At 71.1% G+C, this 22,077-nt stretch carries 20 protein-coding genes and 1 pseudogene; all 21 read right to left on the bottom strand.

All coding sequences use genetic code 11. The features are described 5' to 3' along the window. Positions 1-754: hypothetical protein (locus B2P18_RS15270; RefSeq protein WP_286961472.1), on the bottom strand; the 754-nt coding region annotated here is incomplete at its 3' end. Positions 755-850: 96 nt separating this feature from the next. Then, positions 851-1,756: a D-arabinono-1,4-lactone oxidase gene (locus B2P18_RS15275; protein WP_349677491.1), complete on the bottom strand. Its 906-nt coding sequence runs from the start codon at positions 1,754-1,756 to the stop codon at positions 851-853. After that, on the bottom strand, positions 1,735-2,154 hold the full coding sequence (locus B2P18_RS18785; protein ID WP_308191363.1) for an FAD-binding protein: 420 nt from the start codon (positions 2,152-2,154) through the stop codon (positions 1,735-1,737). Before B2P18_RS18785 ends, B2P18_RS15275 begins: the two co-directional genes overlap by 22 nt. Then, positions 2,151-2,540: a hypothetical protein gene (locus B2P18_RS18790; protein ID WP_019286404.1), complete on the bottom strand. Its 390-nt coding sequence runs from the start codon at positions 2,538-2,540 to the stop codon at positions 2,151-2,153. Before B2P18_RS18790 ends, B2P18_RS18785 begins: the two co-directional genes overlap by 4 nt. 250 nt (positions 2,541-2,790) lie before the next feature. Next, positions 2,791-3,339, bottom strand: a pseudogene (locus B2P18_RS18795) (alanine racemase); the annotation flags it as partial. A 70-nt stretch (positions 3,340-3,409) separates the two neighbouring features. Further along, positions 3,410-4,435, bottom strand: a complete 1,026-nt coding sequence (locus tag B2P18_RS15285; RefSeq protein ID WP_286961473.1) for a polyprenyl synthetase family protein — start codon at positions 4,433-4,435, stop codon at positions 3,410-3,412. 5 nt (positions 4,436-4,440) lie between these two features. After that, entirely contained in the window at positions 4,441-6,009 is a 1,569-nt protein-coding gene (nuoN, locus tag B2P18_RS15290) for an NADH-quinone oxidoreductase subunit NuoN (RefSeq protein WP_286961488.1), read from the bottom strand. A gap of 44 nt (positions 6,010-6,053) precedes the next feature. Further along, positions 6,054-7,592 carry an NADH-quinone oxidoreductase subunit M gene (locus tag B2P18_RS15295; RefSeq protein WP_019286407.1) on the bottom strand — a complete coding sequence of 513 codons (1,539 nt, stop codon included), beginning with the start codon at positions 7,590-7,592 and terminating at the stop codon, positions 6,054-6,056. Next, a complete protein-coding gene (gene nuoL / locus B2P18_RS15300; protein WP_029211284.1) occupies positions 7,592-9,535 on the bottom strand; it encodes an NADH-quinone oxidoreductase subunit L in 1,944 nt (647 codons plus the stop codon). The genes B2P18_RS15295 and nuoL overlap by 1 nt, the downstream gene beginning before the upstream one ends. Positions 9,536-9,548: 13 nt before the next feature. Continuing rightward, positions 9,549-9,848, bottom strand: a complete 300-nt coding sequence (gene nuoK, locus B2P18_RS15305; protein ID WP_019286409.1) for an NADH-quinone oxidoreductase subunit NuoK — start codon at positions 9,846-9,848, stop codon at positions 9,549-9,551. Continuing rightward, the gene (locus B2P18_RS15310) at positions 9,845-10,612 is read right to left on the bottom strand and encodes an NADH-quinone oxidoreductase subunit J (RefSeq protein WP_019286410.1); all 768 of its coding nucleotides are present in this window, start codon (positions 10,610-10,612) and stop codon (positions 9,845-9,847) included. Before B2P18_RS15310 ends, nuoK begins: the two co-directional genes overlap by 4 nt. Continuing rightward, the gene (nuoI, locus tag B2P18_RS15315; protein ID WP_019286411.1) at positions 10,609-11,376 is read right to left on the bottom strand and encodes an NADH-quinone oxidoreductase subunit NuoI; all 768 of its coding nucleotides are present in this window, start codon (positions 11,374-11,376) and stop codon (positions 10,609-10,611) included. Before nuoI ends, B2P18_RS15310 begins: the two co-directional genes overlap by 4 nt. After that, positions 11,369-12,736: an NADH-quinone oxidoreductase subunit NuoH gene (gene nuoH, locus B2P18_RS15320; protein ID WP_286961489.1), complete on the bottom strand. Its 1,368-nt coding sequence runs from the start codon at positions 12,734-12,736 to the stop codon at positions 11,369-11,371. Before nuoH ends, nuoI begins: the two co-directional genes overlap by 8 nt. A 59-nt stretch (positions 12,737-12,795) precedes the next feature. Further along, complete coding sequence (locus B2P18_RS15325; RefSeq protein WP_239263099.1) at positions 12,796-15,237, bottom strand: NADH-quinone oxidoreductase subunit G; 2,442 nt, start codon at positions 15,235-15,237, stop codon at positions 12,796-12,798. After that, on the bottom strand, positions 15,234-16,553 hold the full coding sequence (gene nuoF, locus B2P18_RS15330) for an NADH-quinone oxidoreductase subunit NuoF (protein ID WP_029211287.1): 1,320 nt from the start codon (positions 16,551-16,553) through the stop codon (positions 15,234-15,236). The genes B2P18_RS15325 and nuoF overlap by 4 nt, the downstream gene beginning before the upstream one ends. Continuing rightward, positions 16,550-17,482: an NADH-quinone oxidoreductase subunit NuoE gene (nuoE, locus tag B2P18_RS15335; RefSeq protein WP_239263095.1), complete on the bottom strand. Its 933-nt coding sequence runs from the start codon at positions 17,480-17,482 to the stop codon at positions 16,550-16,552. Before nuoE ends, nuoF begins: the two co-directional genes overlap by 4 nt. After that, positions 17,482-18,828, bottom strand: a complete 1,347-nt coding sequence (locus tag B2P18_RS15340) for an NADH-quinone oxidoreductase subunit D (RefSeq protein WP_019286416.1) — start codon at positions 18,826-18,828, stop codon at positions 17,482-17,484. The genes nuoE and B2P18_RS15340 overlap by 1 nt, the downstream gene beginning before the upstream one ends. Continuing rightward, positions 18,828-19,568 (bottom strand): NADH-quinone oxidoreductase subunit C, encoded by a 741-nt coding sequence (locus B2P18_RS15345; protein WP_019286417.1) that lies wholly within the window; start codon positions 19,566-19,568, stop codon positions 18,828-18,830. Before B2P18_RS15345 ends, B2P18_RS15340 begins: the two co-directional genes overlap by 1 nt. Then, a complete protein-coding gene (locus tag B2P18_RS15350) occupies positions 19,565-20,119 on the bottom strand; it encodes an NADH-quinone oxidoreductase subunit B (protein WP_029211289.1) in 555 nt (184 codons plus the stop codon). Before B2P18_RS15350 ends, B2P18_RS15345 begins: the two co-directional genes overlap by 4 nt. A gap of 3 nt (positions 20,120-20,122) precedes the next feature. Next, entirely contained in the window at positions 20,123-20,482 is a 360-nt protein-coding gene (locus tag B2P18_RS15355; RefSeq protein ID WP_029211290.1) for an NADH-quinone oxidoreductase subunit A, read from the bottom strand. Between the two features lie 79 nt (positions 20,483-20,561). Continuing rightward, positions 20,562-21,860: a geranylgeranyl reductase family protein gene (locus tag B2P18_RS15360; RefSeq protein ID WP_240483962.1), complete on the bottom strand. Its 1,299-nt coding sequence runs from the start codon at positions 21,858-21,860 to the stop codon at positions 20,562-20,564. Positions 21,861-22,077 lie beyond the last annotated feature (217 nt).

A 22,077-nucleotide genomic window follows, 5' to 3' on the forward strand; every position in this document is an offset into this window, starting at 1 on the left:
AGCGGCGGTAGGCCGGCGGGGGGGGGGTGCCCCCCGGGGCGGCCCCGACGAGCCAGAGCACGGCGCCGCGCCCCCCCCCCCGCCACAGGAGCACGACGAGCACGAGCAGGCTGAGCCCCACGGCGGGGAGCAGGGACTGCAGGCTGACCGCGCCGAGGGGGGCGGTCAGTCCGACGGGCACCACCCAGCGCCGGGCGCTCGCCCCGGGGCCCAGCACCGCCGCGAGGCCGCAGCAGGTGAGGACGACCATGGCCAGCGTGGGGACGGTGTTGTAGGACAGCCCGACCACGTGGTAGCTCGTCACCATCAACGCTCCCGCCACGGCGGGGAACGCGACGAGCGGGCGCAACCGCGTGCGCAGGGCGCGGTAGCACAGCACACCGACCAGGACGGCCACCACGATGTAGCAGTAGCGGTAGGCCAGGACGAGGTAGGCCTGCCCGAACAGGTGCGTCCACGCCCACACGAACGGCGCCCCGGCGGCGGAGCCGACGGCCTGCGCGTTCATCTCGTCGGCGAACAACCGGTCGCCCTGGGCGATGCGCTGCGCGAGGGCGATGACGTGCGAGCCGTCGTAGAGGTCGGCCCCCGACCGCACCCGCACCAGGAACCACAGCACGAGACCCAGCGAGGCGAGTCCCACGCCCCGCTCCTCGCGGGTGGCCCGGGACCACGTGGCACGAACGCCCCGACGGGCGCGACCGCCGCCGTGGCCGTGGGGTGCGGCGGGGTGCGCCACCTCGACGGTCGACATGCGTGCGGGGTCCTCCAGCGGTCCGGGACGGGACGGCCCCGCCGCGCCCAGACTACCCGCGTGCGCCCGGCGCCCCGTGGCGCCACCCTGCTGGCGTCACCTGCCGAGGACCTGGGTGAGGTAGTCGTTGCCGAGCAGCCGGTCGGGATCGAGCTCGTCGCGCAGCCGCAGGAAGTCCGGGAGCCGGGGGTAGAGCTCGAGCAGCCGGTCGACGCCGAGCGTGTGCATCTTGCCCCAGTGCGGGCGACCGTCGTGGGCGGCGACGACCTGCTCGAAGGCCGCGAAGTAGCGGCGGGGGTCGACCGAGCGGTGGTGGTGGACGGCGACGTAGGCGTTGGCCCGCTCGTAGCCCGTCGAGAGCCACGCGTCGTCGGCGGCGGCGAACCGGATCTCCACCGGGAAGGCCACGTGCTCGCGCGAGCGCTCGATGAACCGGTCCAGGTCCCGCAGCACCTCCGGGAGGGCGGCACGCGGCACGGCATACTCGCTCTCGGTGAAGCGGACCGTCCGCGGGCTGGCGAACACCCGGTAGGAGGAGTCCGTGTAGGTGCGGGCCGACAGGGCCCGGCTCGCGACGGCGTTGATGGGCCGCGTGGTGGCGGGCACGCGCGCCGACAGCCGGCAGGTCAGGTCGAAGACACCGTTGGACAGCAGCTGGTCGTCCAGCAGGTAGCGCCAGCGCGGAAGGGCCTTGCCGGAGGTGTCGTCGGGGGCCAGGCGCCGGTTGTGCTTGGCGAGGACCCGGTCGGTGTGCGGGAACCAGAACATCTCGAAGTGGTCGTGCCCGTCGACGTGCTCGTCCAGCTGCGCGAGCACGGCGCTCAGGCCGGCCGGCTCCTCCCGCGCCTCGATGCGGAAGGCCGGTACGCACGCGAGCGTCACCTCGGTGACGATGCCGAGGGCGCCCAGCCCGACGCCCGCCGCGTGGAACAGGTCCGGGTCACGCTGCCGGTCGCACCGGCGCACGCGCCCGTCCGGGGTCACGATCTCCAGCGCCTCCACGAGGCCGGCCAGCCCGGGCAGGGTGGCCTGGTGCCGTGGGTGCCGGTCGACAGCGCGCCCGCGACGGACTGCCGGTCGATGTCGCCGAGGTTGGCCATGGCCAGCCCCTGCGCCTCCAGGAGCGCGTTGAGGTCGCACAGGCGCGTCCCGGCACGCACCCGCACCCGGCCGTAGTCCCGGTCGACGGCGACCAGCCCGGTGTGCGCGTCGAGGCTGACCTGGACGCCGTCGGTGAGGCCGATGGCGGTGAACGAGTGCCCGGCCCCGATCGGCTTGACCCGCAGCCCGTCTCGAGCGGCGTCGGCCATGACCTGCGCCACCTCGTCCACCCCCACGGGGGTGAGGACCCGCGCGGGTCGGCAGCTCTGGTTGCCGCTCCAGTTGGTCCACGTGCTCATCCGAAGGCCCTCCCCTTGCCGCGATAGGTCGGCACCTCGTCGACCACCTCTGTCCCGCTGACCAGCAGCAGCCGGTCCACGCGCTCGCACAGCTCGCCGGCCTTGGCGTGCCGGAACCACACGTGGTCGCCGATCCGCAGGTCCTCGGCGGCTCGTCCGGTCACGCGCGTCTGGACCTCCCCGGCGCCCTCGGCCCCGAGCAGCGGGAGGCCGTATGGCGACACCGGGCTCGGCAGCCGGTCGCGTCCCGCCGCGCCGCTGGCGGCATAGCCCCCGGAGAAGCACGTCGCCACGCGCCTCGCGGGTCGCCGCACCACCGGGAGCACGAACCACGCCGCGGGCCGGTGGCGGAAGGCGTCGTAGCCGTCGAATAGGCGCGGTGACATCAGTCCTGAGCCGGCCGCCAGCTCGGTGGTGGCCGGGTCCGTCGGCGAAGAGGTGCAGGCTGCCCGTGCCGCCGCCGTTGACCAGCTCGAGGGGGTGACCCAGCACGTCCTCGACGGCGGTCACCACCGCCGCACGACGTCCCAGGAGCTCGCGGACCGACGCCGCCTTGACGAGCCGGACCGCGGGCGAGCTGTCCTGGAGCCCGGCGACCTGGGCGTCGTAGGACATGACGCCGACCAGGCGCAGCTCGGGGCGGGCGAGGACCGCCCGCGCGGCGGCCGCGGCGGCCTCGGGGGTCCGCAGGCAGGAGCGTCGCACCCCCAGGTGCACGGGGCCGATCCTCAGCGATGCGTCGAGGTCCAGGCACACGCGGATCGGGCCGGCCGAGGCCTCTCGCACCACCGCGGCGAGACGCGTGACGTGATCGGGGTGGTCGATCATCACGGTCACCGTGTCGCGACGGGGGTGCGTGGCGAGGCGCGAGAGCGAGTCGAGACCGACCGGCGGGTAGGCCACGAGCAGGTCGTCGACCCCCTGGTCGGCGAGCCACAGTGCCTCGTCGAGGCTGTAGGTCAGGACGCCGCTGAATCCCCGGGAGAGGGCCCGCTCCACCAGGGCACGACATCGCACCGACTTCGTCGCGAGCCGGACGGGCAGCCGCCCGGCCCGTCGCAGCAGGTCCTGGGCGTTGGCGTCCCACGCATCGAGGTCGACGACGGCGAACGGCGCCTCCCGTCCGGCGAGGGCGAGACGCAGCTCGTCGGCGCGCAGGTCCCGGGCCGGGGCGGAGGCGGTCATGAGCGCACTCTAGGGCGCGGCCGCCCCTCCTGGGGCGTGATTGTCCTCACCGGCCTACCGACAGGTAGGGCTAGACCTCGCGGTCCACCACGCTGGCCGCGAGAGCACGGAGGGCCCGGACCGCCTCGCCGTCGCCCAGCGGGTCCAGGACTCGCTGGGCCTCCTCGGCGACCTGACGGGTGTAGGCCTGGGCGCGATCCAGCGCCGGGTGGGTGCGCAGCAGCCCCAGGGCCTCGGCGTGCGCCTGGGCGTCGGTGCGCAGGTCCGAGGACAGCAGCTCCTGCAGACGGGCGTCGGCGGGGTCGGTGGACGCCTTGACGTAGAGCACCGGCAGGGTGTCGACACCCTCGCGCAGGTCGGTGCCGGGCTCCTTGCCGGAGTCGTCAGAGGTGATGTCCAGCAGGTCGTCGGCCAGCTGGAAGGCGACACCGAGCTTCTCGCCGTAGGCCTCGAGGATGCGCTCGGCCTCCTCCCCCGCCCCGGAGAACATGGCGCCGTAGCGCGCCGCGGTGGCGATGAGCACCCCGGTCTTGTCCTCGAGCACGCCGAGGTAGTAGTCGACCGGGTCCGTCCCCTCGGGGCAGGCGCGGTCGTCACGGATCTGGCCCGAGCACAGGCGCACGAAGGTCTCGGCCTGGATGCGGACCCCGAGGGGCCCGAGCTCGGCGATCATCTTGGACGCGGTCCCGAAGAGGAGATCCCCCACGAGGATCGCCGTGGAGTTGCCGTAGGCGGCGTTGGCGGACACCACCGCGCGGCGCATCTCGGCCTCGTCCATGACGTCGTCGTGGTAGAGGCTCGCCAGGTGGGTCAGCTCCACGGCCGCGGCGGCGGTCTCGACGTCGCGGCTGAAGCCGCCGCCCAGCTCGGCGGCGAGCAGCGTGAGGATGGGACGGAACCGCTTGCCCGCCGACAGCAGGTGCGCGGAGGCCCCGGCGATGAAGGGGTCCTCGTGGTCGACCTCGGCCCGGATCCGGGCCTCGACGGACTGCAGCCCCGAGGTGAGCCGGTCCATGAGCTCGGGGCTCGCCCCCGGCATCGTGGCCAGGGCGACGGTCGGGGCGCCCTCGGCGGGCGTCCCGACGGGAAGCGGCATGCCCGTCATGGGAGGAACGTGGCCGCACGTCCGGCCAGGTCCAGCAGCGGGGTCGGGAAGACTCCGAGGACCAGGGTGACCGTCACGCCGAGGGCGATGGCGATGGTGCTCCCCACGGACGGCATGACGACCTCGGCCGTGAAGCCGTCGCGGTCGCCGTGCCAGAGCGCACCCACCACCCGCAGGTAGGCGAACGCGGTGACGAGCGAGCACAGGACGCCGACGACGGCGAGGACGGTGCCCATGCCCCCACCGTGGGCGACGGCGGGGTAGAACGCGGCGAACTTCGCGGTGAAGCCCGACGTCAGCGGGATGCCCGCGAAGGCCAGCATGAGGAAGCTGAACACCGCGGCCGTCACCGGGTGCCTGCGTCCGAGCCCGGACCACTGCGAGATCGTGGTCGCCTCGGACCCGCCACGGCGGACCAGGGAGACGATGGCGAACGCCGCGATGGTCATGAAGCCGTAGGCCACGAGGTAGAAGATCGTGCCGATCACGCCGCTGCGGTCGAACGACAGCACCCCGACCAGGATGAAGCCGGCGTGGGCGATGGAGGAGTAGGCGAGCAGCCGCTTCATGTCGGTCTGCGTGACCGTCAGGACGGCACCGACCACCATCGTCAGGATCGCGACGACCCACAGGCCCGGCAGGTAGGACCACCGGTCGCCGGCGAGGCCGACGTAGAGCAGGCGCAGCAGGGCGCCGAACGCCGCCAGCTTGGTGCAGGCGGCCATGAAGCCCGTGACCGGCGTCGGGGCGCCCTGGTAGACGTCCGGCGTCCACGAGTGGAACGGCACGGCGCCGACCTTGAAGAGCAGACCCACCATGAGGAAGAAGGCACCCGGCAGCAGGAGCCCCTCCATGCCGATCGTCGTGCCGATGGCGCGGGAGATGCCCGCCAGCCGCACGGTGCCCGAGTAGCCGTAGAGCAGGGCGGCGCCGAACAGGAAGAACCCGGACGAGAACGCACCCAGCAGGAAGTACTTCAGCGCGGCCTCCTGCGACAGCAGGCGGCGGCGGCGGGCCAGCCCGGCGAGGACGTACAGCGGGAGCGAGAGGACCTCCAGCGCCACGAACATCACGACCAGGTCACCGGCTGCCGGGAAGAGCAGCATGCCGACCATGGACAGCATCGTGAGGGGGAAGACCTCGGTGGTGGTGGCGCCGAGACGCAGGGCCATCGACTCCCCGTGCGAGCCGGGGGCGGACGACGCGGACTGCGTGAACGCGTCCGGCGCGGACGAGTCGAACCGCTCGGCCATCGTCAGGACGCTCATCACACCGAGGATCAGCAGCGCACCCTGGATCAGGAGCGTCGGCCCGTCGACCACGACGGCACCCGCGGCGGTCGAGACCCAGCCGTCGTTGGCGCACGTCACGAGGGCGGCGAAGGCGCCGAGCAGACCCAGCAGCGCCACGACGACCTGCACACGGTAGCGCAGCTCGCGCTTGACGAAGGCCTCCACGAGCACACCGACCAGCGCGGCGATCGCCACGACGAGGACGGGCGACACGGCCGCGTAGTCGATGGACGTCACCTGGAAGTCCGCGGCAGGCAGGACGGCCTGCGGCATACCGGACAGTCCGGTCACAGCCACCAGGCTGCTGACCAACGCACTCACTTGGCACTCCCCTCGGAGGTGGCCTGCGCGCCGGTCGACGGCGCGGGGTCGGCGATGCCGACCGTCTGCAGGGTCTTGGTGATGGCCGGGTTGACGACGTCCAGCGCGGGCTTCGGCCACAGGCCGAGCACGAGGAAGCTCGCGATCAGCGGCACGATGACGACCTTCTCGCGGCCGGTCAGGTCACGGACCCGGTCGACACCCTCGGGCCGGGGGCCGGTGAACACGCGCTGGTACATCAGCAGGATGTAGAGCGCCGCGAGGATGACCGCGACCGCGGCGATGCCGCCGATCACGTGGTGCCGCTGGTAGGTCCCGACGAGGACGAGGTACTCGGACACGAAGGCTCCGAGGGGCGGCAGGGCCAGACCGGAGAGACCCGCGACCAGGAAGCACCCGGCCAGGGCCGGGGTGACCCGCTGCCAGCCGCCGTAGGCCGGGATCTTGGCGCTGCCACCACGGCGGATCAGCATGCCCACGATCAGGAAGAGCGCCGCGGTGGTGAAGCCGTGGTTGACCATGTAGAGCGCCGAGCCGTTGCCGCCGGTGATCGTGAAGGCGAAGATCCCCAGCACGATGAAGCCGAAGTGGCTGATCGAGGTGTAGGAGATCAGCCGCAGCATGTCCTTGCTGCCGATCGCGAGGAAGGCGCCGTAGAAGATCGAGATCAGGGCCAGCACCAGGATCGCCGGGGCGGCCCAGCGGGACGCGTCCGGGAAGAAGGGGAGGCAGAAGCGCAGCATCCCGAAGGTGCCGATCTTGTCCAGGACACCGACGAGCAGCGTGGAGGTGGCCGGGGTGGCCTCCTCGGCCGTGTCGGGCAGCCAGGTGTGCAGCGGCCACATCGGGGCCTTGATCGCGAAGGCGATGAAGAAGCCCACGAACATCAGGCGCTCGGCCATCGGGCTCATCTCGAGCCCGACCAGGCGGGTGATCATGAAGCCGTCGGCGCCACCGGGGCCGTGGACGTACAGCGCGATCAGGGCCACGAGCATGACCAGGCCGCCGGCCAGCGAGAACAGCAGGAACTTCAGCGCGGCCTGGCGGCGGCGGGCTCCGCCGTAGCCGGCCACGAGGAAGTAGACCGGGACCAGCATGGCCTCGAAGAACACGTAGAACAGGAAGACGTCGGTCGCGGCGAAGACGCCCACCATGAACGGCACCAGCGACAGCAGCAGCGCGAAGTAGGTCTTCTCCCTGCTGCCGCCCTCGGGCGCGTCGTGCCAGGCGGCCAGGATGCACACCGGGGCGAGGACGAGGGACATGAGGATCAGGCTCAGCGAGATGCCGTCGACCCCCACGGCGTAGGACACGCCGAAGGACGGGATCCACTGGTGCTGCTCGGTGAGCTGCAGCGCGCTCGAGTCGGTGTCGAAGCGCAGCGCCGCGACGATCCCGACCACCAGGGTCACGAGCGAGAAGCCCAGCGCGACCTGCTTGGCCTTGCTCGCGAGAGAGGACGGGAGGCAGGCCACGACCAGCGATCCCACGAGGGGAATCACCAGCATCGCGGTCAACCAGGGGACGTTGGACATCACTGCACCACCCACAGAGCAAGGAGGATCGCGACGACGCCGGCGAGCATCGTCAGGGCGTAGGAGCGAACGAAGCCGTTCTGCAGCTTGCGGACGCCGTTGGACGTGGCCTCGACGACCTCGCCGAGCCCCAGCACCCCGCCGTCGACGCCGTTCTTGTCCGCCGAGCGCAGGCCGCTGATGAGGCCGTTGCCGGGCCGGACGAACAGGCCGTCGTTGACGTCGTCCTGGTAGAAGTCGCGACGCGCAGCGCGGGTGAGGACCGAGCCGCGGGGTGCCACGACGGGCACCTCGTCGCGCCAGTACTTCATCCAGGCGACGGCCACGCCGATCACCATGAGCAGCTGGGTCAGGAGGGTGATCGCGAGGACCGGGAGGACCGGGTGCTCCTCGCCGTGCCCGCCGACGACCGGCTCGAGCCAGTGGGTGAAGCCGAAGAAGTTGAGGACGAAGCCGAGCGCGACCGAGCCGATGGCGAGGATGATCATCGGCACCGTCATGGTGGCCGGGGACTCGTGCGGGTGGTCCTGCGCCAGCCAGCGGCGGCGGCCCTGGAAGGTCATGAAGAACAGGCGGGACATGTAGAACGCGGTCAGCCCCGCGACGAGCATGGTGACCGAGCCGAAGACCCAGGGTCGCCAGCCCTCGCCGATGAACGCGGCCTCGATGATCTTGTCCTTGGACCAGAAGCCCGACAGGAACGGGAAGCCGATGATGGCCAGCCAGCCGGCACCGAAGGTGAGCCAGGTGGTCGGCATCTTGCCGGACAGGTTGCCGAAGGTGCGCATGTCGACCCGGTCCCCCATGCCGTGCATGACCGAGCCGGCCCCGAGGAACATCCCGGCCTTGAAGAAGCCGTGCGTCAGCAGGTGGAAGATCGCGAAGGCGTAGCCCACCGGGCCCAGGCCCGCGGCGAGCATCATGTAGCCGATCTGGGACATCGTCGATGCGGCCAGGGCCTTCTTGATGTCGTCCTTGGCGCAGCCGATGATCGCGCCGAGCGTCAGCGTGATGGCTCCGACGATCGTGACGGCGAGCTGGGCGTTCGGCGCCGCGTTGAAGATCGCGTGCGACCGGACCACCAGGTAGACGCCGGCGGTGACCATCGTCGCCGCGTGGATCAGGGCGGACACCGGGGTGGGACCGGCCATGGCGTCACCGAGCCAGGACTGCAGCGGGAACTGTGCCGACTTGCCGCAGGCCGCCAGCAGCAGGGCCAGGCCGATGAAGGTCAGCAGGGCGGGGCTGGCGTGCTGGACGCCCGCGTCGACGCCGGCGAAGGACACCGTCCCGAAGGCGGCGAACATCGCCATCATCGCGACGATCATGCCCACGTCGCCGACCCGGTTGGCGATGAAGGCCTTGTTGGCGGCCGAGGCGTACGGCGGGTTCCAGTTCCAGAAGCCGATGAGCAGGTAGGACGCCAGGCCGACGCCCTCCCACCCGACGAAGAGCATCAGGTAGGAGTTGCCGAGCACGAGGGTGAGCATCGCCGCGACGAACAGGTTGAGGTAGGCGAAGAACCGGCGCTTGTCGGGGTCGTGCTCCATGTAGCCGAGCGAATAGACGTGGATGAGCGATCCGACGAAGGTCACGAGCAGGACGAACGCGATCGAGAGCGGGTCGAGCAGGATCCCGGCCTTCAGGTCGAAGCCGCCCGCCGGCACCCAGTGCCACAGGTCCTTGGTCATGGACCGCTGCTCGGGGTCGGCCCCGAGCATCTGCAGGAAGATCATCAGGCCGACGGCGAAGGATCCCCAGGACAGCAGGGTGGCCAGGCCGGGGCCGAACCTGTCGGTCATCCGTCCGCCGACGAGCAGGAGCGCAGCGCCGAGGAGCGGGAGGGCGATGAGCAACCACCCCCAGGACGCGACGTCGGTCGCCTCCACCACGGGGGCAGCGCCCTCCGCGGCGAGGAGGGCCGAGGTACTGAGCAGAGTCACGCCAGTCGCTCCTTTACAGCTTCAGCAGGTTGGCGTCGTCGACCGAGGCCGACCGGCGCGCGCGGAAGATGGACATGATGATGGCCAGGCCGACCACGACCTCGGCCGCCGCCACCACCATCACGAACAGAGCGATGGCCTGGCCCTCGAGCGTGCCGTGCATGCGCGCGAACGTCACGAAGGCGAGGTTGGCTGCGTTGAGCATGAGCTCGACGCCCATGAAGACGATGATCGCGTTGCGTCGCACCAGCACGGTCACCGCGCCGAGGCTGAACAGGATCGTCGCCAGGTAGATGTAGTTCATGAGGCTCATCGGGTGCGCCCCTCCTCGATCTCGCGCTCGATGGCGTGCTCGATGTCCTCGAACTGGCCGGGCTGCGCCACCTGGTCCCGGGCCTCCAGCACGGCGGAGACGGACAGCTCGGACGGGGTGCCGTCCGGCAGGAGGGCGGGGGTGTCGACGGCGTTGTGCCGGGCGTAGACACCGGGCGCCGGCTTGCCGGCGGGGAACCGACCGGTCTTGAACCGCCGCTCCGCGTAGACCCGCTGCGTCGTCTTGGGGATGAGGCGCTCGCGGTGGGCGAGCACCATGGCCGCCAGGGCCGCGGTGATCAGGAGGGCGGACGTGAGCTCGAAGGTCCAGACGTACGGCCCGAAGATCAGGTCCGCGAGGCCGTTGACGTTGCCGCCGGCGTTGGCCTCGTCCAGGCCGACGGGGGCGGGCAGCCGGGACTGGCCGATGACGGCGATCAGCAGCGCGCCGAGGCCGAGGCCCAGCAGCACGCCCCAGACGCGGATCCCCTTGTGGGTCTCCACCGTCGAGTCCGCCGAGTCGACGCCGATCATCATCAGGACGAACAGGAAGAGCATCATCACGGCGCCGGTGTAGACGACGACCTGGACGATGCCGAGGAAGTCAGCCCCCTGGGCGAGGTAGATGGCGCCGAGGTTGACCATGATCACGGCCATGCTCATGGCGGCGTAGACCGCCTTGCGGGCGAAGACCAGGCCGAGCGCCGCGAGCACGCAGACGATCGACGAGATCCAGAAGAAGACGGCCTCGCCGCTGGAGGTCATCGCCGGACTCCCTTCACCGAGTCTCGGGTGGCCTGCCGGCCGGAGCTGATCGTGTCGACGCCCTCGACGGGGTCGCCGGTGGGCGCCGTGCCGTCGGCCGGGTGGGCCTCGTGCTCGTCCACCCAGGACTGCTGCGCGGGGGTGGCCTTGGTGACCCGACCCCGGAAGTAGTCGCGCTCCTCCATGCCCTCCACCATCGGGTGCGGGGCGGCGATCATGCCCTCCTGCACGGGGGCGAGCAGCTGGTGCTTCTCGAAGATCATCTCGCCGCGGGTGTGGTCGGCCAGCTCGTAGAAGTTGGTCATCGTGAGCGCGCGGGTCGGGCAGGCCTCGATGCACAGGCCGCAGAAGATGCAGCGCAGGTAGTTGATCTGGTAGACGCGGCCGTAGCGCTCGCCGGGCGAGAACCGCGCCTCCTCGGTGTTGTCAGCGCCCTCGACGAGGATTGCGTCCGCCGGGCAGGCCCACGCGCACAGCTCGCACCCGACGCACTTCTCGAGGCCGTCAGGGTGGCGGTTGAGCTGGTGACGGCCGTGGAAGCGCGCCGCGGTGGGGCGCTTCACCTCGGGGTACTCCTCGGTGTAGCGCTTGCGGAAGAAGGTCCGCAGGCTCACGCCGAAGCCGGCCTGCGGGCCCAATGCCTCGATCAGGGGGTTGGCCCTGGGGCGCTCGTCCTGCGCGGCGCGGTGCTCACGGCTGACCTCGCCGCCCGTGCGGGACGCGGGGTCGAGCGAGCTGCCGGGCTCGGGCTTGGAGTCAGCCACGGTGGTCCTCCTCGTGGTCGTTCGCGGAGCTGCGGCCGGTGGCCGGAGCGGCGGTCACCGTGCGGTGGCTCGAGAGCGTGGGCTCGCGCAGCGTCTGGCCGGGCATCGGCGGCACGGGGTGGCCACCGGCGAAGGGGTCGATCTCGGCGGGCTGCTCGGGGCGCGCGGCCTCGCGACGGGACTCGTTGCGGCTCTCGATCAGCCAGGTCGCCACGACCGCTCCCAGGAGGAAGACCCCGATGATGATCAGCAGGGAGACGTAGAACGACCGACCGAAGGCGGTGATCGCGGTGTCGCCGAGGTGACCGAGCATGGCGGCGCGCACGAAGGCGACAGCCATGACCCACACCAGGGTGAGCGGGATCAGGAGCTTCCAGCCGAAGGCCATGAAGTGGTCGTAGCGCGTGCGGGGCAGGGTGCCGCGCACCCACACGAAGAAGAACATGAAGCCCCACAGCTTGAGGGTGAACCACAGCAGCCCCCACCAGCCGTGGTTGAGCATGCCGTCGTTGATCAGCGTCAGCGGCGGCGGTGCCTGCCAGCCGCCCAGGAAGAGCGTGGTGGCCAGGGCCGAGACCGTGAACATGTTGACGTACTCGCCGAGGAAGAACATCCCGAACTTCATGCCGGAGTACTCGGTGTGGTAGCCACCGACGATCTCGCCCTCGCCCTCGGCGAGGTCGAACGGCAGGCGGTTGGTCTCGCCGAACATGCAGATGACGTAGACGATGAACGAGAAGATCGCCGGGATCAGGAACCACAGGCTCGCCTGCTTGGCGACGATCTCCGAGGTGGACATGGATCCGGCATACAGGAACACCGCGACGAGGGAGAGACCCATCGCGATCTCGTAGGAGATCACCTGGGCGGTGGAGCGCAGGCCACCGAGGAGCGGATAGGTCGACCCGCTGGACCAGCCGGCGAGGATGAAGCCGTAGGCGGCGATCGACCCGGCCGCGAGCACCAGCAGCACCGCGACGGGGCCGTCGGTCAGCTGCAGGGGCGTGCGGTGGCCGAAGAGGTTGACCTCGCCCGCCAGGGGGATGATCGAGAACCCGACGAACGCCGTCGACCCCGCGATGATGGGCGCCAGGTTGTACATGAACCTGTCGGCGTTGGCCGGCGTGAACGTCTCCTTCCACACCAGCTTGAAGCCGTCCGCGAGGGTCTGGAAGATGCCGCCCGGGCCGAACCGGTTGGGACCTGGACGCTGCTGGAGGAATCCCACGATGCGGCGCTCGAACCAGATCACCACGACGACGCTGAGCAGCAGGTAGACGAACACGAGCAGGGCCTTGATCAGCGTCAGCCACCAGGGGGTGTCGCTGAAGTCCGCGCGGTAGGTGCCGCCGGGGGCCAGCTCCGTCGCGAGCCGGTTGGCGCCCCCGAGGGCGGTGGCCGCGAGGGTCGGGAAAGTGCTCACTGCGCAACACCCTTCGTCAGCGTGACGACGTCGCCGTTGTCGGCGACGAGGCGAGAGCGGACCGACTGGCCCGCGGAGCTGGTGGGGATCCACACGACGTGGTCGGCCATGTCCTCGGTGATCCGGACGGGGTAGGTCACGGTCCCGGCGTCGGACTGCACGGTGACGACCTCGCCCTCGGCCAGGCCTGCGGCCTCGGCGGTGGCGACGGACATGCGAGCCACGGGCTCGACGGCCGTGCCGGCGAGGTAGGGCTCGCCGTCCTGCAGCGAGCCGCCGTCGAGCAGCTCGTGCCAGGTCGCGAGGACCGCGCGGCCCGAGCCGGTGCGGCCCGGAGCCACGGGGGCCACCGGGTTGACGCCCGTCCGCGCGCCCGTCCAGGGGCCGAGGCGGTGCATCTCGCGCTCGACCTGGGCGAAGGTGCGGGCCCCGAGGTAGGAGCCCAGCTCCCCGGCCAGGAGGTCGAGGACGCGGTAGTCGCTCATCAGCTCGGTCTCGATCGCCGCCTGGAACGGACCCACGCGGCCCTCCCAGTCGAGGAACGCGCCGGACTTCTCGGAGAAGGCGGCGACGGGCAGCACGACGTCGGCGAGCCGCGTCACCGAGGACTCACGCAGCTCCAGCGACACCACGAAGGCGCGCTCGAGGCCCTCGCGGGCCGTCCTCGGGTCCGGCAGGTCATCCGCGTCGACACCGCCCACCACCAGGGCGTCCAGCTCGCCGTCGGCGGCTGCGCGCAGCATCGACGACGTGTCGAGGCCGGGCTCGGTGGGCAGCGTCGCGTCGTCCCAGGTCTGCGCCAGGGAGGCAAGGCCCTCGGCGGTGACGGGACGGCCGCCGGGCAGGAGGCCGGGCAGGCAGCCGGTCTCGAGCGCCCCCCGCTCCCCGGCACGGCGCGGGATCCAGGCAAGACGAGCGCCGGTGGCGCGGGCGACGTCCATCGCGGCGTAGTAGCCGCCCGAGGTGGCCGCGAGCCGCTCGCCCACGAGGATCACGGCGTCGGAGCCGGCCTCGCGCAGCGCGGTGCCCGCGTCGGCGAAGACGCCCTGGGCGTCACGCACCGCGGAGAGGACCTCGCCCTCGAGGCCGGGCGCCGCCTGCAGGACGGTGCCCCCGAGCTTGGTCGTGCCCCGGGAGGCGTACGGCGCCACGGTGTAGATCTTGAGGCGGTTCTTGCGGAAGGCCTTGCGCAGGCGCAGGAACACGATGGGCGACTCGTCCTCGGGCTCCAGACCCACCAGGAGGACGACCTTGGCCTGCTCGAGGTCCGCGTAGGTCACCGCGCCGTGGTCGGGCGCCGTGAGCGCCACGTGGGACGCCAGGAACTCGGCCTCCTCCACGGAGTGGGGACGGGCCCGGAAGTCGATCGAGTTGGTGCCGAGGACCGTCCGCGCGAACTTGCTGTAGGCGTAGGCGTCATGGATCGAGGTCCGGCCGCCGACCAGAACGCCCGAGCTGCGGGCCCGCTCGAGCCCGGCCGCGGCGACGGCGAGCGCCTCGGGCCAGGAGGCGACGTGCAGCTCCCCGTCCTCGCGCCGCACGAGCGGCATGTCGAGGCGGTCGGCCTGCGTGGCGTACTGGAAGGCCCAGCGACCCTTGTCGCAGTTCCACTCCTCGTTGACCTCCGGGTTGTTGGAGGCGAGGCGGCGCAGGACCACGCCGCGGCGGTGGTCGGTGCGGATGGAGCAGCCGGACGCGCAGTGCTCGCACGTGCCGGGGGTGGAGACGAGGTCGAACGGTCGAGACCGGAACCGGTAGGCCGCTCCCGTGAGGGCGCCCACCGGGCAGATCTGCACGGTGTTGCCGGAGAAGTAGGACTGGAAGGGCTTCTCCTGGTAGATGCCGATCTGCGAGGCCGCGCCGCGCTCGGTCAGCGAGATGAAGGGGTCTCCGGCGATCTGCTCCGAGAAGCGCGTGCACCGCTGGCACAGGACGCACCGCTCACGGTCCAGGAGCACCTGCGAGGAGATGTTGACGGGCTTGGCGTAGGTCCGCTTGACATCCTCGAAGCGCGAGGTGGCGCGCCCGTTGCTCATCGCCTGGTTCTGCAGCGGGCACTCGCCACCCTTGTCGCACACCGGGCAGTCCAGGGGGTGGTTGATGAGCAGCAGCTCCATCACGCCGTCCTGGGCCTTCTCGGCCACGGGCGAGGTCAGCTGGGTCTTGACCTCCATGCCCGGCGCGATCGTCATGGTGCAGGCCGCCTGGGGCTTGGGCATCGGAGCGATCTTGCCGTCACGCCCCGGCGTCGCCACCTCGACGAGGCACTGCCGGCAGGCACCGGCCGGGTCCAGCAGGGGGTGGTCGCAGAAGCGCGGGATCTGGATGCCGATCTGCTCGGCGGCCCGGATGATCAGCGTGCCCTTGGGCGCGCGGACCTCCACACCGTCGATGGTCAGCGTGACCAGGTCGGCGGCGCTGGTGGTGGGGGCGGTCATCGGGACACCGTCTCCTTCGCGAAGAGAGTGGAGGCCTCCGGCGGGAAGAGGTCGTACCACGGCGTGTGCATGCCGGCCTCGAACTCCTCGCGGAAGTGCTTGATGGCCGAGGAGATCGGCGTGGTGGCGGCGTCGCCGAGCGCGCAGAAGGAGCGGCCCAGGACGTTGTCGCAGATGTCGAGGAGCTTCTCGATGTCGCCCTCGTGGCCCTGGCCGACCTCGAGCCGCTCCATGATCTGCTTGAGCCACCAGGTGCCCTCGCGGCAGGGGGTGCACTTGCCGCAGGACTCGTGTCGGTAGAAGTCGGTCCAGCGGGAGACGACCCGCACGACGGACACGGTCTCGTCGAACACCTGCAGCGCGCGGGTGCCGAGCATCGAGCCGGCGGCGGCGACAGAGTCGAAGTCGAGCGGGACGTCGAGGTGCTCCTCGGTGAAGATCGGCGTCGACGAGCCGCCGGGGGTCCAGAACTTCAGGCGACGCCCGTCGCGCATGCCGCCGCACAGCTCGATCAGCTCGCGCATGGTGATGCCGAAGGGGGCCTCGAACTGGCCCGGGCTGGTGACGTGGCCGGAGACGGAGAAGATGCCGTGGCCGGCGGACTTCTCGGTGCCCATGCCCTTGAACCACTCGGGGCCGTGCAGCAGGATGCCCGGCACGGAGGCGATGGACTCGACGTTGTTGACCGAGGTCGGACGGGCGTACAGCCCCTGAGCCCCGGGGAAGGGGGGCTTCAGGCGCGGCTGCCCGCGACGACCCTCGAGCGAGTCGAGCAGGGCGGTCTCCTCGCCGCAGATGTAGGCGCCGGCGCCGGCGTGGACGACGATGTCGATCCGCTTGCCGGTGCCCATGGCGTTGTCGCCGAGGTAGCCCGCGGCGCGGGCCTCCTCCACCGCGCGCAGCAGGCGGCGGTAGACGTGGACGACCTCACCACGGAGGTAGATGAAGCCCAGCTCGCCCTGCACCGCGTGGGTGGCGATCGCGAGGCCCTCGATGAGGTGGTGGGGCGCCGCCATCATGAGCGGGATGTCCTTGCAGGTGCCCGGCTCCGACTCGTCCGCGTTGACCACGATGTAGCGGGGTCCGCCGTCCGGGGGTGCCATGAAGCTCCACTTGAGCCCCGTGGGGAACCCGGCGCCTCCGCGGCCGCGGATGTTGGAGTCCTTGACCGCGCCCAGCACGGCGTCGGGCTCCATCGACAGGGCCTTGCGCAGGGCCTGGTAGCCCTCGGCCTTGGCCTCGTAGGTCGCCAGCGTCCACGAGCGCTCCTGGTCCCAGGTGCGGGTGAGGACGGGGGTCAGCTCGGTGGTGGTCACTTGGTGTCCCCCTTGGGGTCGGAGGTGTTGCCGGCGGACGCCTGGTCGTCGACGGGCGACGTCGCGGGATGCTTGGCCTCGGAGCTCTTGCCCGCGGCGGCCTCGGCCTCGGCGGAGCTCTGCTTCTCGCCCGGTCCGGGCTGGGCGTCGACCTTGCCGCTCTCGCTGCTGCCGGCACCGTCGGCGCCGGGGACGGGCCCGGTGGCCTCCTCGCCCGCGCGGGCGGACGAGGGCATGTCCCAGCCGTGCTCACGGGCGATGCGCAGGCCACGCATCGTCGCGACGCCACCGCTGGGGCCCTCGTCCGCGTGCCCGTCGAGGAAGCCGGCGAGCACGCGCGACACCTCCTTGAAGGTGTGCACGCGGTCCGGTCCGCGGGTGGGGCGGACGGCCTGACCGGAACGCAGCGCGTCGACGAGCTCGCGCGTCGACCGCGGCGTCATGTTGTCGAAGAACTCCCAGTTGGTCATCACCACAGGGGCGAAGTCGCACGCGGCGTTGCACTCGAGGCGCTCGAGCGTGATCGTGCCGTCGGCCGTCGTCTCGTCGTGACCCACGCCGAGGTAGTCGCTGATGTCGTCCCAGATCTGGTCGCCGCCCATGACCGCGCACAGGGAGTTCGTGCACACGCCGACGAGGTAGTCGCCGTTGCGGTGCCGCTTGTACTGCGTGTAGAAGGTGGCCACGCCGGACGCCTCGGCCGCCGTCACCCCGGCGAACTCGGCCGCGAGCTCGATGCCGCGGGTGGAGACGTAGCCGTCCACGCTCTGCACCAGGTGCAGCAGCGGCAGGAGCGCCGAGCGCTTCTGCGGGTAGCGCGCGACCACGGCGGCCGCGTCGGTGCGCAGACGCTCCGCGACCTCGGGCTCCCAGGGCTGCTCGAGGTGGTTGGGCTGGGTGCCGTAGTTGGGGGCATCGAAAGCTGACATCAGCGGTCCACTCCTCCGAGCACCGGGTCGACGGAGGCGACGGCGACGATGACCTCGGCCACCTGGGCGCCCTCGCACATGGCAGCCACGGTCTGCAGGTTGTTGAATCCCGGGTCGCGGAAGTGCGCACGGTGCGGGCGGGTGCCGCCCATGGAGACGAGGTGGCAGCCGAGCTCGCCCTTGGGCGACTCGACCGCCTGGTAGGCCTGGCCCGCGGGCACGCGGAAGCCCTCGGTCACCAGCTTGAAGTGGTGGATGAGGGACTCCATCGACTCGCCCATGATCTCGCGGATGTGCTCGAGCGAGTTGCCCATGCCGTCGCCACCGATGGCCAGCTGGGCCGGCCACGCGATCTTCTTGTCGTCGACCATGATCGGGCCGGGCGTCGCCTCGAGGCGGTCGAGGCACTGCTCGACGATCTTGAGCGACTCCCACATCTCGGTGAACCGCAGGCGCAGACGTCCGTAGGCGTCCGACGTGTCCCAGGTCGCCACCTCGAAGTCGTAGGTCTCGTAGCCGCAGTAGGGCTCGGCCTTGCGCAGGTCATAGGGGTAGCCGGTCGCGCGGAGCATAGGGCCGGTGACGCCGAGGGCCATGCAGCCGGTCAGATCGAGGTAGCCGACGTTCTCCATGCGGCCCTTGAGGATGGGCTGCTCGTTGATCAGCAGCTCCAGCTCGTGGATGCCGCGGCGCAGGTCGGGCAGCTCCGCGCGCAGGTCGCGGATCGCCTCGGCGGGGACGTCCTGGATGACGCCGCCGGGACGGATGTAGGCGTGGTTCATGCGCAGCCCGGTGACCGCCTCGAAGAACCGCAGGATGCGCTCGCGCTCGCGGAAGCCGAACTCCATCACGGTGGTGGCGCCCAGCTCCATGCCGCCGGTGCCGGTGCACACCAGGTGCGAGCCGATCCGGTTGAGCTCCATCATCAGCACCCGGATGACGTTGGCCCGCTCGGGGACCTGGTCGGTGATGCCGAGGAGCTTCTCGATCGCGAGGCAGTAGGCCGCCTCCTGGAACAGCGGCGTGAGGTAGTCCATGCGCGTGCAGAAGGTCACGCCCTGGGTCCAGGAGCGGTACTCCATGTTCTTCTCGATGCCGGTGTGCAGGTAGCCGATGCCGACGCGGGCGTCGGTGACCGTCTCGGCGTCCAGCTCGAGGATGAGGCGGAGCACCCCGTGCGTGGACGGGTGCTGGGGGCCCATGTTGACGACGATGCGCTCGTCGGAGTGCTCGATCGCCTCCTGGGCGAGGTCGTCCCAGTCGCCGCCGACCGAGGTCAGCTCGTAGCCCTCCTCGTCCTGCCCGGCGCCGCCGGTGGCCGTGAACTCGCTGTGTGCGGTGCTCATCAGTTGTACGACCTCCGCTGGTCGGGGGGCGGGACGGTGGCACCCTTGTACTCCACCGGGACACCGCCGAGGGGGTAGTCCTTGCGCTGGGGGTGGCCGGGCCAGTCGTCCGGCATCATGATGCGGGTCAGCGCCGGGTGGTCGTCGAAGACGATCCCGAAGAAGTCCCAGGTCTCGCGCTCGTGCCAGTTGGCTCCCGGCCACACCTTCGTCACGGACGGGATGTGGGGGTCCGCGTCGGGGCAGCTGACCTCGAGGCGCACGCGACGCGAGCCGTGGGTGAGCGAGAGCAGGTGGTAGACCGCGTGCAGCTCGGCGCCCTCGACCTGCGGGTAGTGGACCCCGGACACGCCGGTGCACATCTCGAAGCGCAGGCCGGGGTGGTCGCGCAGCGCCTGCGCGACGGCGGCCAGGTGCTGGCGGCGCACGTGCAGGGTCATCTCGCCGCGGTCGATCACCACGGCGTCGATGGCCTCGGCGAACGACGCGGAGCCGCCGAGCAGGGCCTTCTCGAGGGTGTCGGCGACGTGGTCGAAGTACGAGCCGTAGGGGCGGTCGGACTGCCCGGGGAAGAGCACCGGGGAGACCAGGCCGCCATACCCGGAGGTGTCACCGCCGCGCGAGCCGCCGAACATGCCGTGGCGGCGACCCATCTCCACGGGCCGCAGGGACCCGCCGTCGACGGGCAGACGGCGCGCGGCCTCGCCCTGCGCCTCGGCAGGGAGCTTGTCGTCGGTCATGCCAGCAGACCCTTCTGCAGGTGGAGCGGGGTCGCCTCCATGGCGGCCCGCTCCGCGGCCCGGGCCGCCTCCTCGCGGTTGACGCCCTGGGGCGAGGCCTTGACGTAGTCGTGCAGCGTAAGGATGGCGTTGAACAGCATCTGCGGCCGCGGCGGGCAGCCGGGGAGGTAGACGTCGACCGGCACGATGTGGTCCACGCCCTGCACGATCGCGTAGTTGTTGAACATGCCGCCGGAGCTGGCACAGACGCCCATGGCGATGCACCACTTGGGCTCGGGCATCTGGTCCCACACCTGGCGCACGACGGGGGCGAACTTCTGCGAGCACCGGCCGGCGACGATCATCAGGTCGGCCTGCCGCGGCGTCGCGGAGAACCGCTCCATGCCGTAGCGGGCGATGTCGAAGTCGGGGCCGCCCGAGGCCATCATCTCGATGGCGCAGCAGGCCAGGCCGAAGGTCGCCGGCCACATGGACCGGTGCAGCATCTGCCCGGCCACGGCCTCGAGCGTCGTCAGGGCGATGCCCGACGGGATCTTGTCTTCCACACCCATGGGTCAGTCCCACTCCAATCCGCCACGTCGCCAGACGTAGGCGTACGCGATGAAGACGGTCAGCACGAAGAGCACCATCTCGACCAGGGCGAAGAGCCCCAGACGGTCGAAGGCCACCGCGAACGGCAGCAGGAACAGCGACTCGACGTCGAAGATGATGAAGAGCATCGCGGTCACGTAGTACTTGACCGGGACGCGGCCCCCACCCTGGGCGACCGGGCTGGGCTCGATGCCGCACTCGTAGGAGTCGAGCTTCGCCCGGTTGTAGCGCTTCGGGCCGATGAAGCCGAAGACGAGCACCGACACCACGGCGAAGGCGATGCCGAGGGCGAAGAGGAAGAGGATCGGCACATACGGGTTGATGCTCATCCCGCCACGCACCCCTTTCGGTTGGTCTGCGACTTCATCCTAGGGTCAGCCCCGCCCACTCGCTCACGGGCGGTCATGACGAGGGCACCAGACGGGTGAGGGCCATGATGGCGCGGTCGGTCAGCGCGGGACTGTGCTCGTCGGCGAGGTTGGCCATCACCTTGAGCAGGAGCCTCATCAGGGTCCGCCGCGGCAGGCCGTACTTGACCGCCAGCCGCATGATCTCGGGGTGGCCGATCAGGGAGGCGAAGCCGCGCCCGAGCGTGTAGTAGCCACCGAGCTGGTCCTTCATGATCCGCGGGTAGGCCTGCAGCACGCGCTCGCGCCCGGCGTCGTCGCTGCGGGCGAAGGCCTGCACCACCACCTCGGCGCTGTGCCGGCCGGCCTCCATGGCGTAGTCGATGCCCTCGCCGTTGAAGGGGTTGACCATGCCTCCGGCGTCGCCGACGAGCAGCAGGCCGTCGGCGTACAGCGGCTGACGGTTGAGGGCCATCGGCAGGGCCGCGCCCCGCATGGGCGCCGTCATCGTGTCGGGGGTGCACTCCCACTCGGGCGGCAGCGTGGCCACCCAGCGGCGCAGCAGGTCCTTGTAGTCCACCTGACCGAAGGCGGGCGAGGTGTCGAGCATGCCCAGGCCCACGTTGACCCGTCCGTCGCCGAGGGCGAAGATCCAGCCGTAGCCGGGCAGCAGGATGCGCTTGGCGTCGGGGTCGGCCGGGTCGGCATACGGGTCCTCGGGCACCCACAGCTCGAGCCAGGACTCCATGTAGTCGTCGTTGGTGCGCGGGCTCGTGTAGTAGGTGCGCGCCGCGACGCCCATGGGGCGGCGCTCGAGCTTCTGCCGGCCGACGGCGGTGCCGAGCCGGCTCGAGACACCGTCGGAGGCGATCACGACGGGGGCTCGCAGCTCGCGGACCTCACCGGTGGCGCGTCCGTCCTGCATGACCTTGGCCTGGACACCGACGACCCGGCCGCGCTCGACGACGGGAGCGGTGACGTTCATGCCCTCCATCAGCCGGGCGCCGGTCGCGGAGGCGTGGCGGGCCAGGGTCTCGTCGAGGGTGGCGCGGGCCCGGGCCAGGCCGTAGCCCGGGAAGGCCGAGCTCTCCGGCCAGTCCAGCTCGAAGGTCTGCCCCGCGCCGACGATGCGGAGGCCCTTGTTGCGGATCCAGCCGTCCTCCTCGCGGGTGGGGACGCCGAGCGTCGCCAGCTCGCGGACGGCTCGGGGGGTGAGCCCGTCGCCGCAGATCTTGTCGCGGGGGAAGGTTGCCTTGTCGAGCAGGACGACGTCCAGGCCGTGCCGCGCGAGGTGGGTGGCGGTGGCCGAGCCGCCGGGGCCGGCCCCGACGACGATGACGTCTGCGCTCTCCACGCCGTCAGGTCGTGGGATCGTCCCAGAGGTCACAGCCACTCCGCATCGCTCGTCCGTCGTCGGCAACTCCTGTGCTCCGCCGCGCTCGACGGCCGGCAGGAGGCGCACCACCTCGGGAGTCTAGGAGGGCTCCGCACCGATGTCGCGTTAGGCAAGCCTCACTTGTGCACGCCTTCACAAGATCGTCGCCCGATCGTGACCCGCGCCGGCGCGATCG

It is taken from the genome of Arsenicicoccus sp. UBA2120, assembly GCF_002330965.1.
Classification (GTDB): Bacteria; Actinomycetota; Actinomycetes; order Actinomycetales; family Dermatophilaceae; genus Arsenicicoccus; species Arsenicicoccus bolidensis.

Coding starts and splice junctions, on each gene's coding strand:
- B2P18_RS18785 (WP_308191363.1), bottom strand. CDS start 2,154: ATGAGCACGTGGACCAACTGGAGCGGCAACCAGAGCTGCCGACCCGCG.
- nuoN (WP_286961488.1), bottom strand. CDS start 6,009: ATGCCGCAGGCCGTCCTGCCTGCCGCGGACTTCCAGGTGACGTCCATC.
- B2P18_RS18790 (WP_019286404.1), bottom strand. CDS start 2,540: ATGTCACCGCGCCTATTCGACGGCTACGACGCCTTCCGCCACCGGCCC.
- B2P18_RS15295 (WP_019286407.1), bottom strand. CDS start 7,592: ATGTCCAACGTCCCCTGGTTGACCGCGATGCTGGTGATTCCCCTCGTG.
- B2P18_RS15345 (WP_019286417.1), bottom strand. CDS start 19,568: ATGACCGACGACAAGCTCCCTGCCGAGGCGCAGGGCGAGGCCGCGCGC.
- nuoE (WP_239263095.1), bottom strand. CDS start 17,482: ATGTCAGCTTTCGATGCCCCCAACTACGGCACCCAGCCCAACCACCTC.
- nuoK (WP_019286409.1), bottom strand. CDS start 9,848: ATGAGCCTCATGAACTACATCTACCTGGCGACGATCCTGTTCAGCCTC.
- B2P18_RS15350 (WP_029211289.1), bottom strand. CDS start 20,119: ATGGGTGTGGAAGACAAGATCCCGTCGGGCATCGCCCTGACGACGCTC.
- B2P18_RS15325 (WP_239263099.1), bottom strand. CDS start 15,237: ATGACCGCCCCCACCACCAGCGCCGCCGACCTGGTCACGCTGACCATC.
- B2P18_RS15340 (WP_019286416.1), bottom strand. CDS start 18,828: ATGAGCACCGCACACAGCGAGTTCACGGCCACCGGCGGCGCCGGGCAG.
- B2P18_RS15310 (WP_019286410.1), bottom strand. CDS start 10,612: ATGACCTCCAGCGGCGAGGCCGTCTTCTTCTGGATCTCGTCGATCGTC.
- B2P18_RS15285 (WP_286961473.1), bottom strand. CDS start 4,435: ATGCCGCTTCCCGTCGGGACGCCCGCCGAGGGCGCCCCGACCGTCGCC.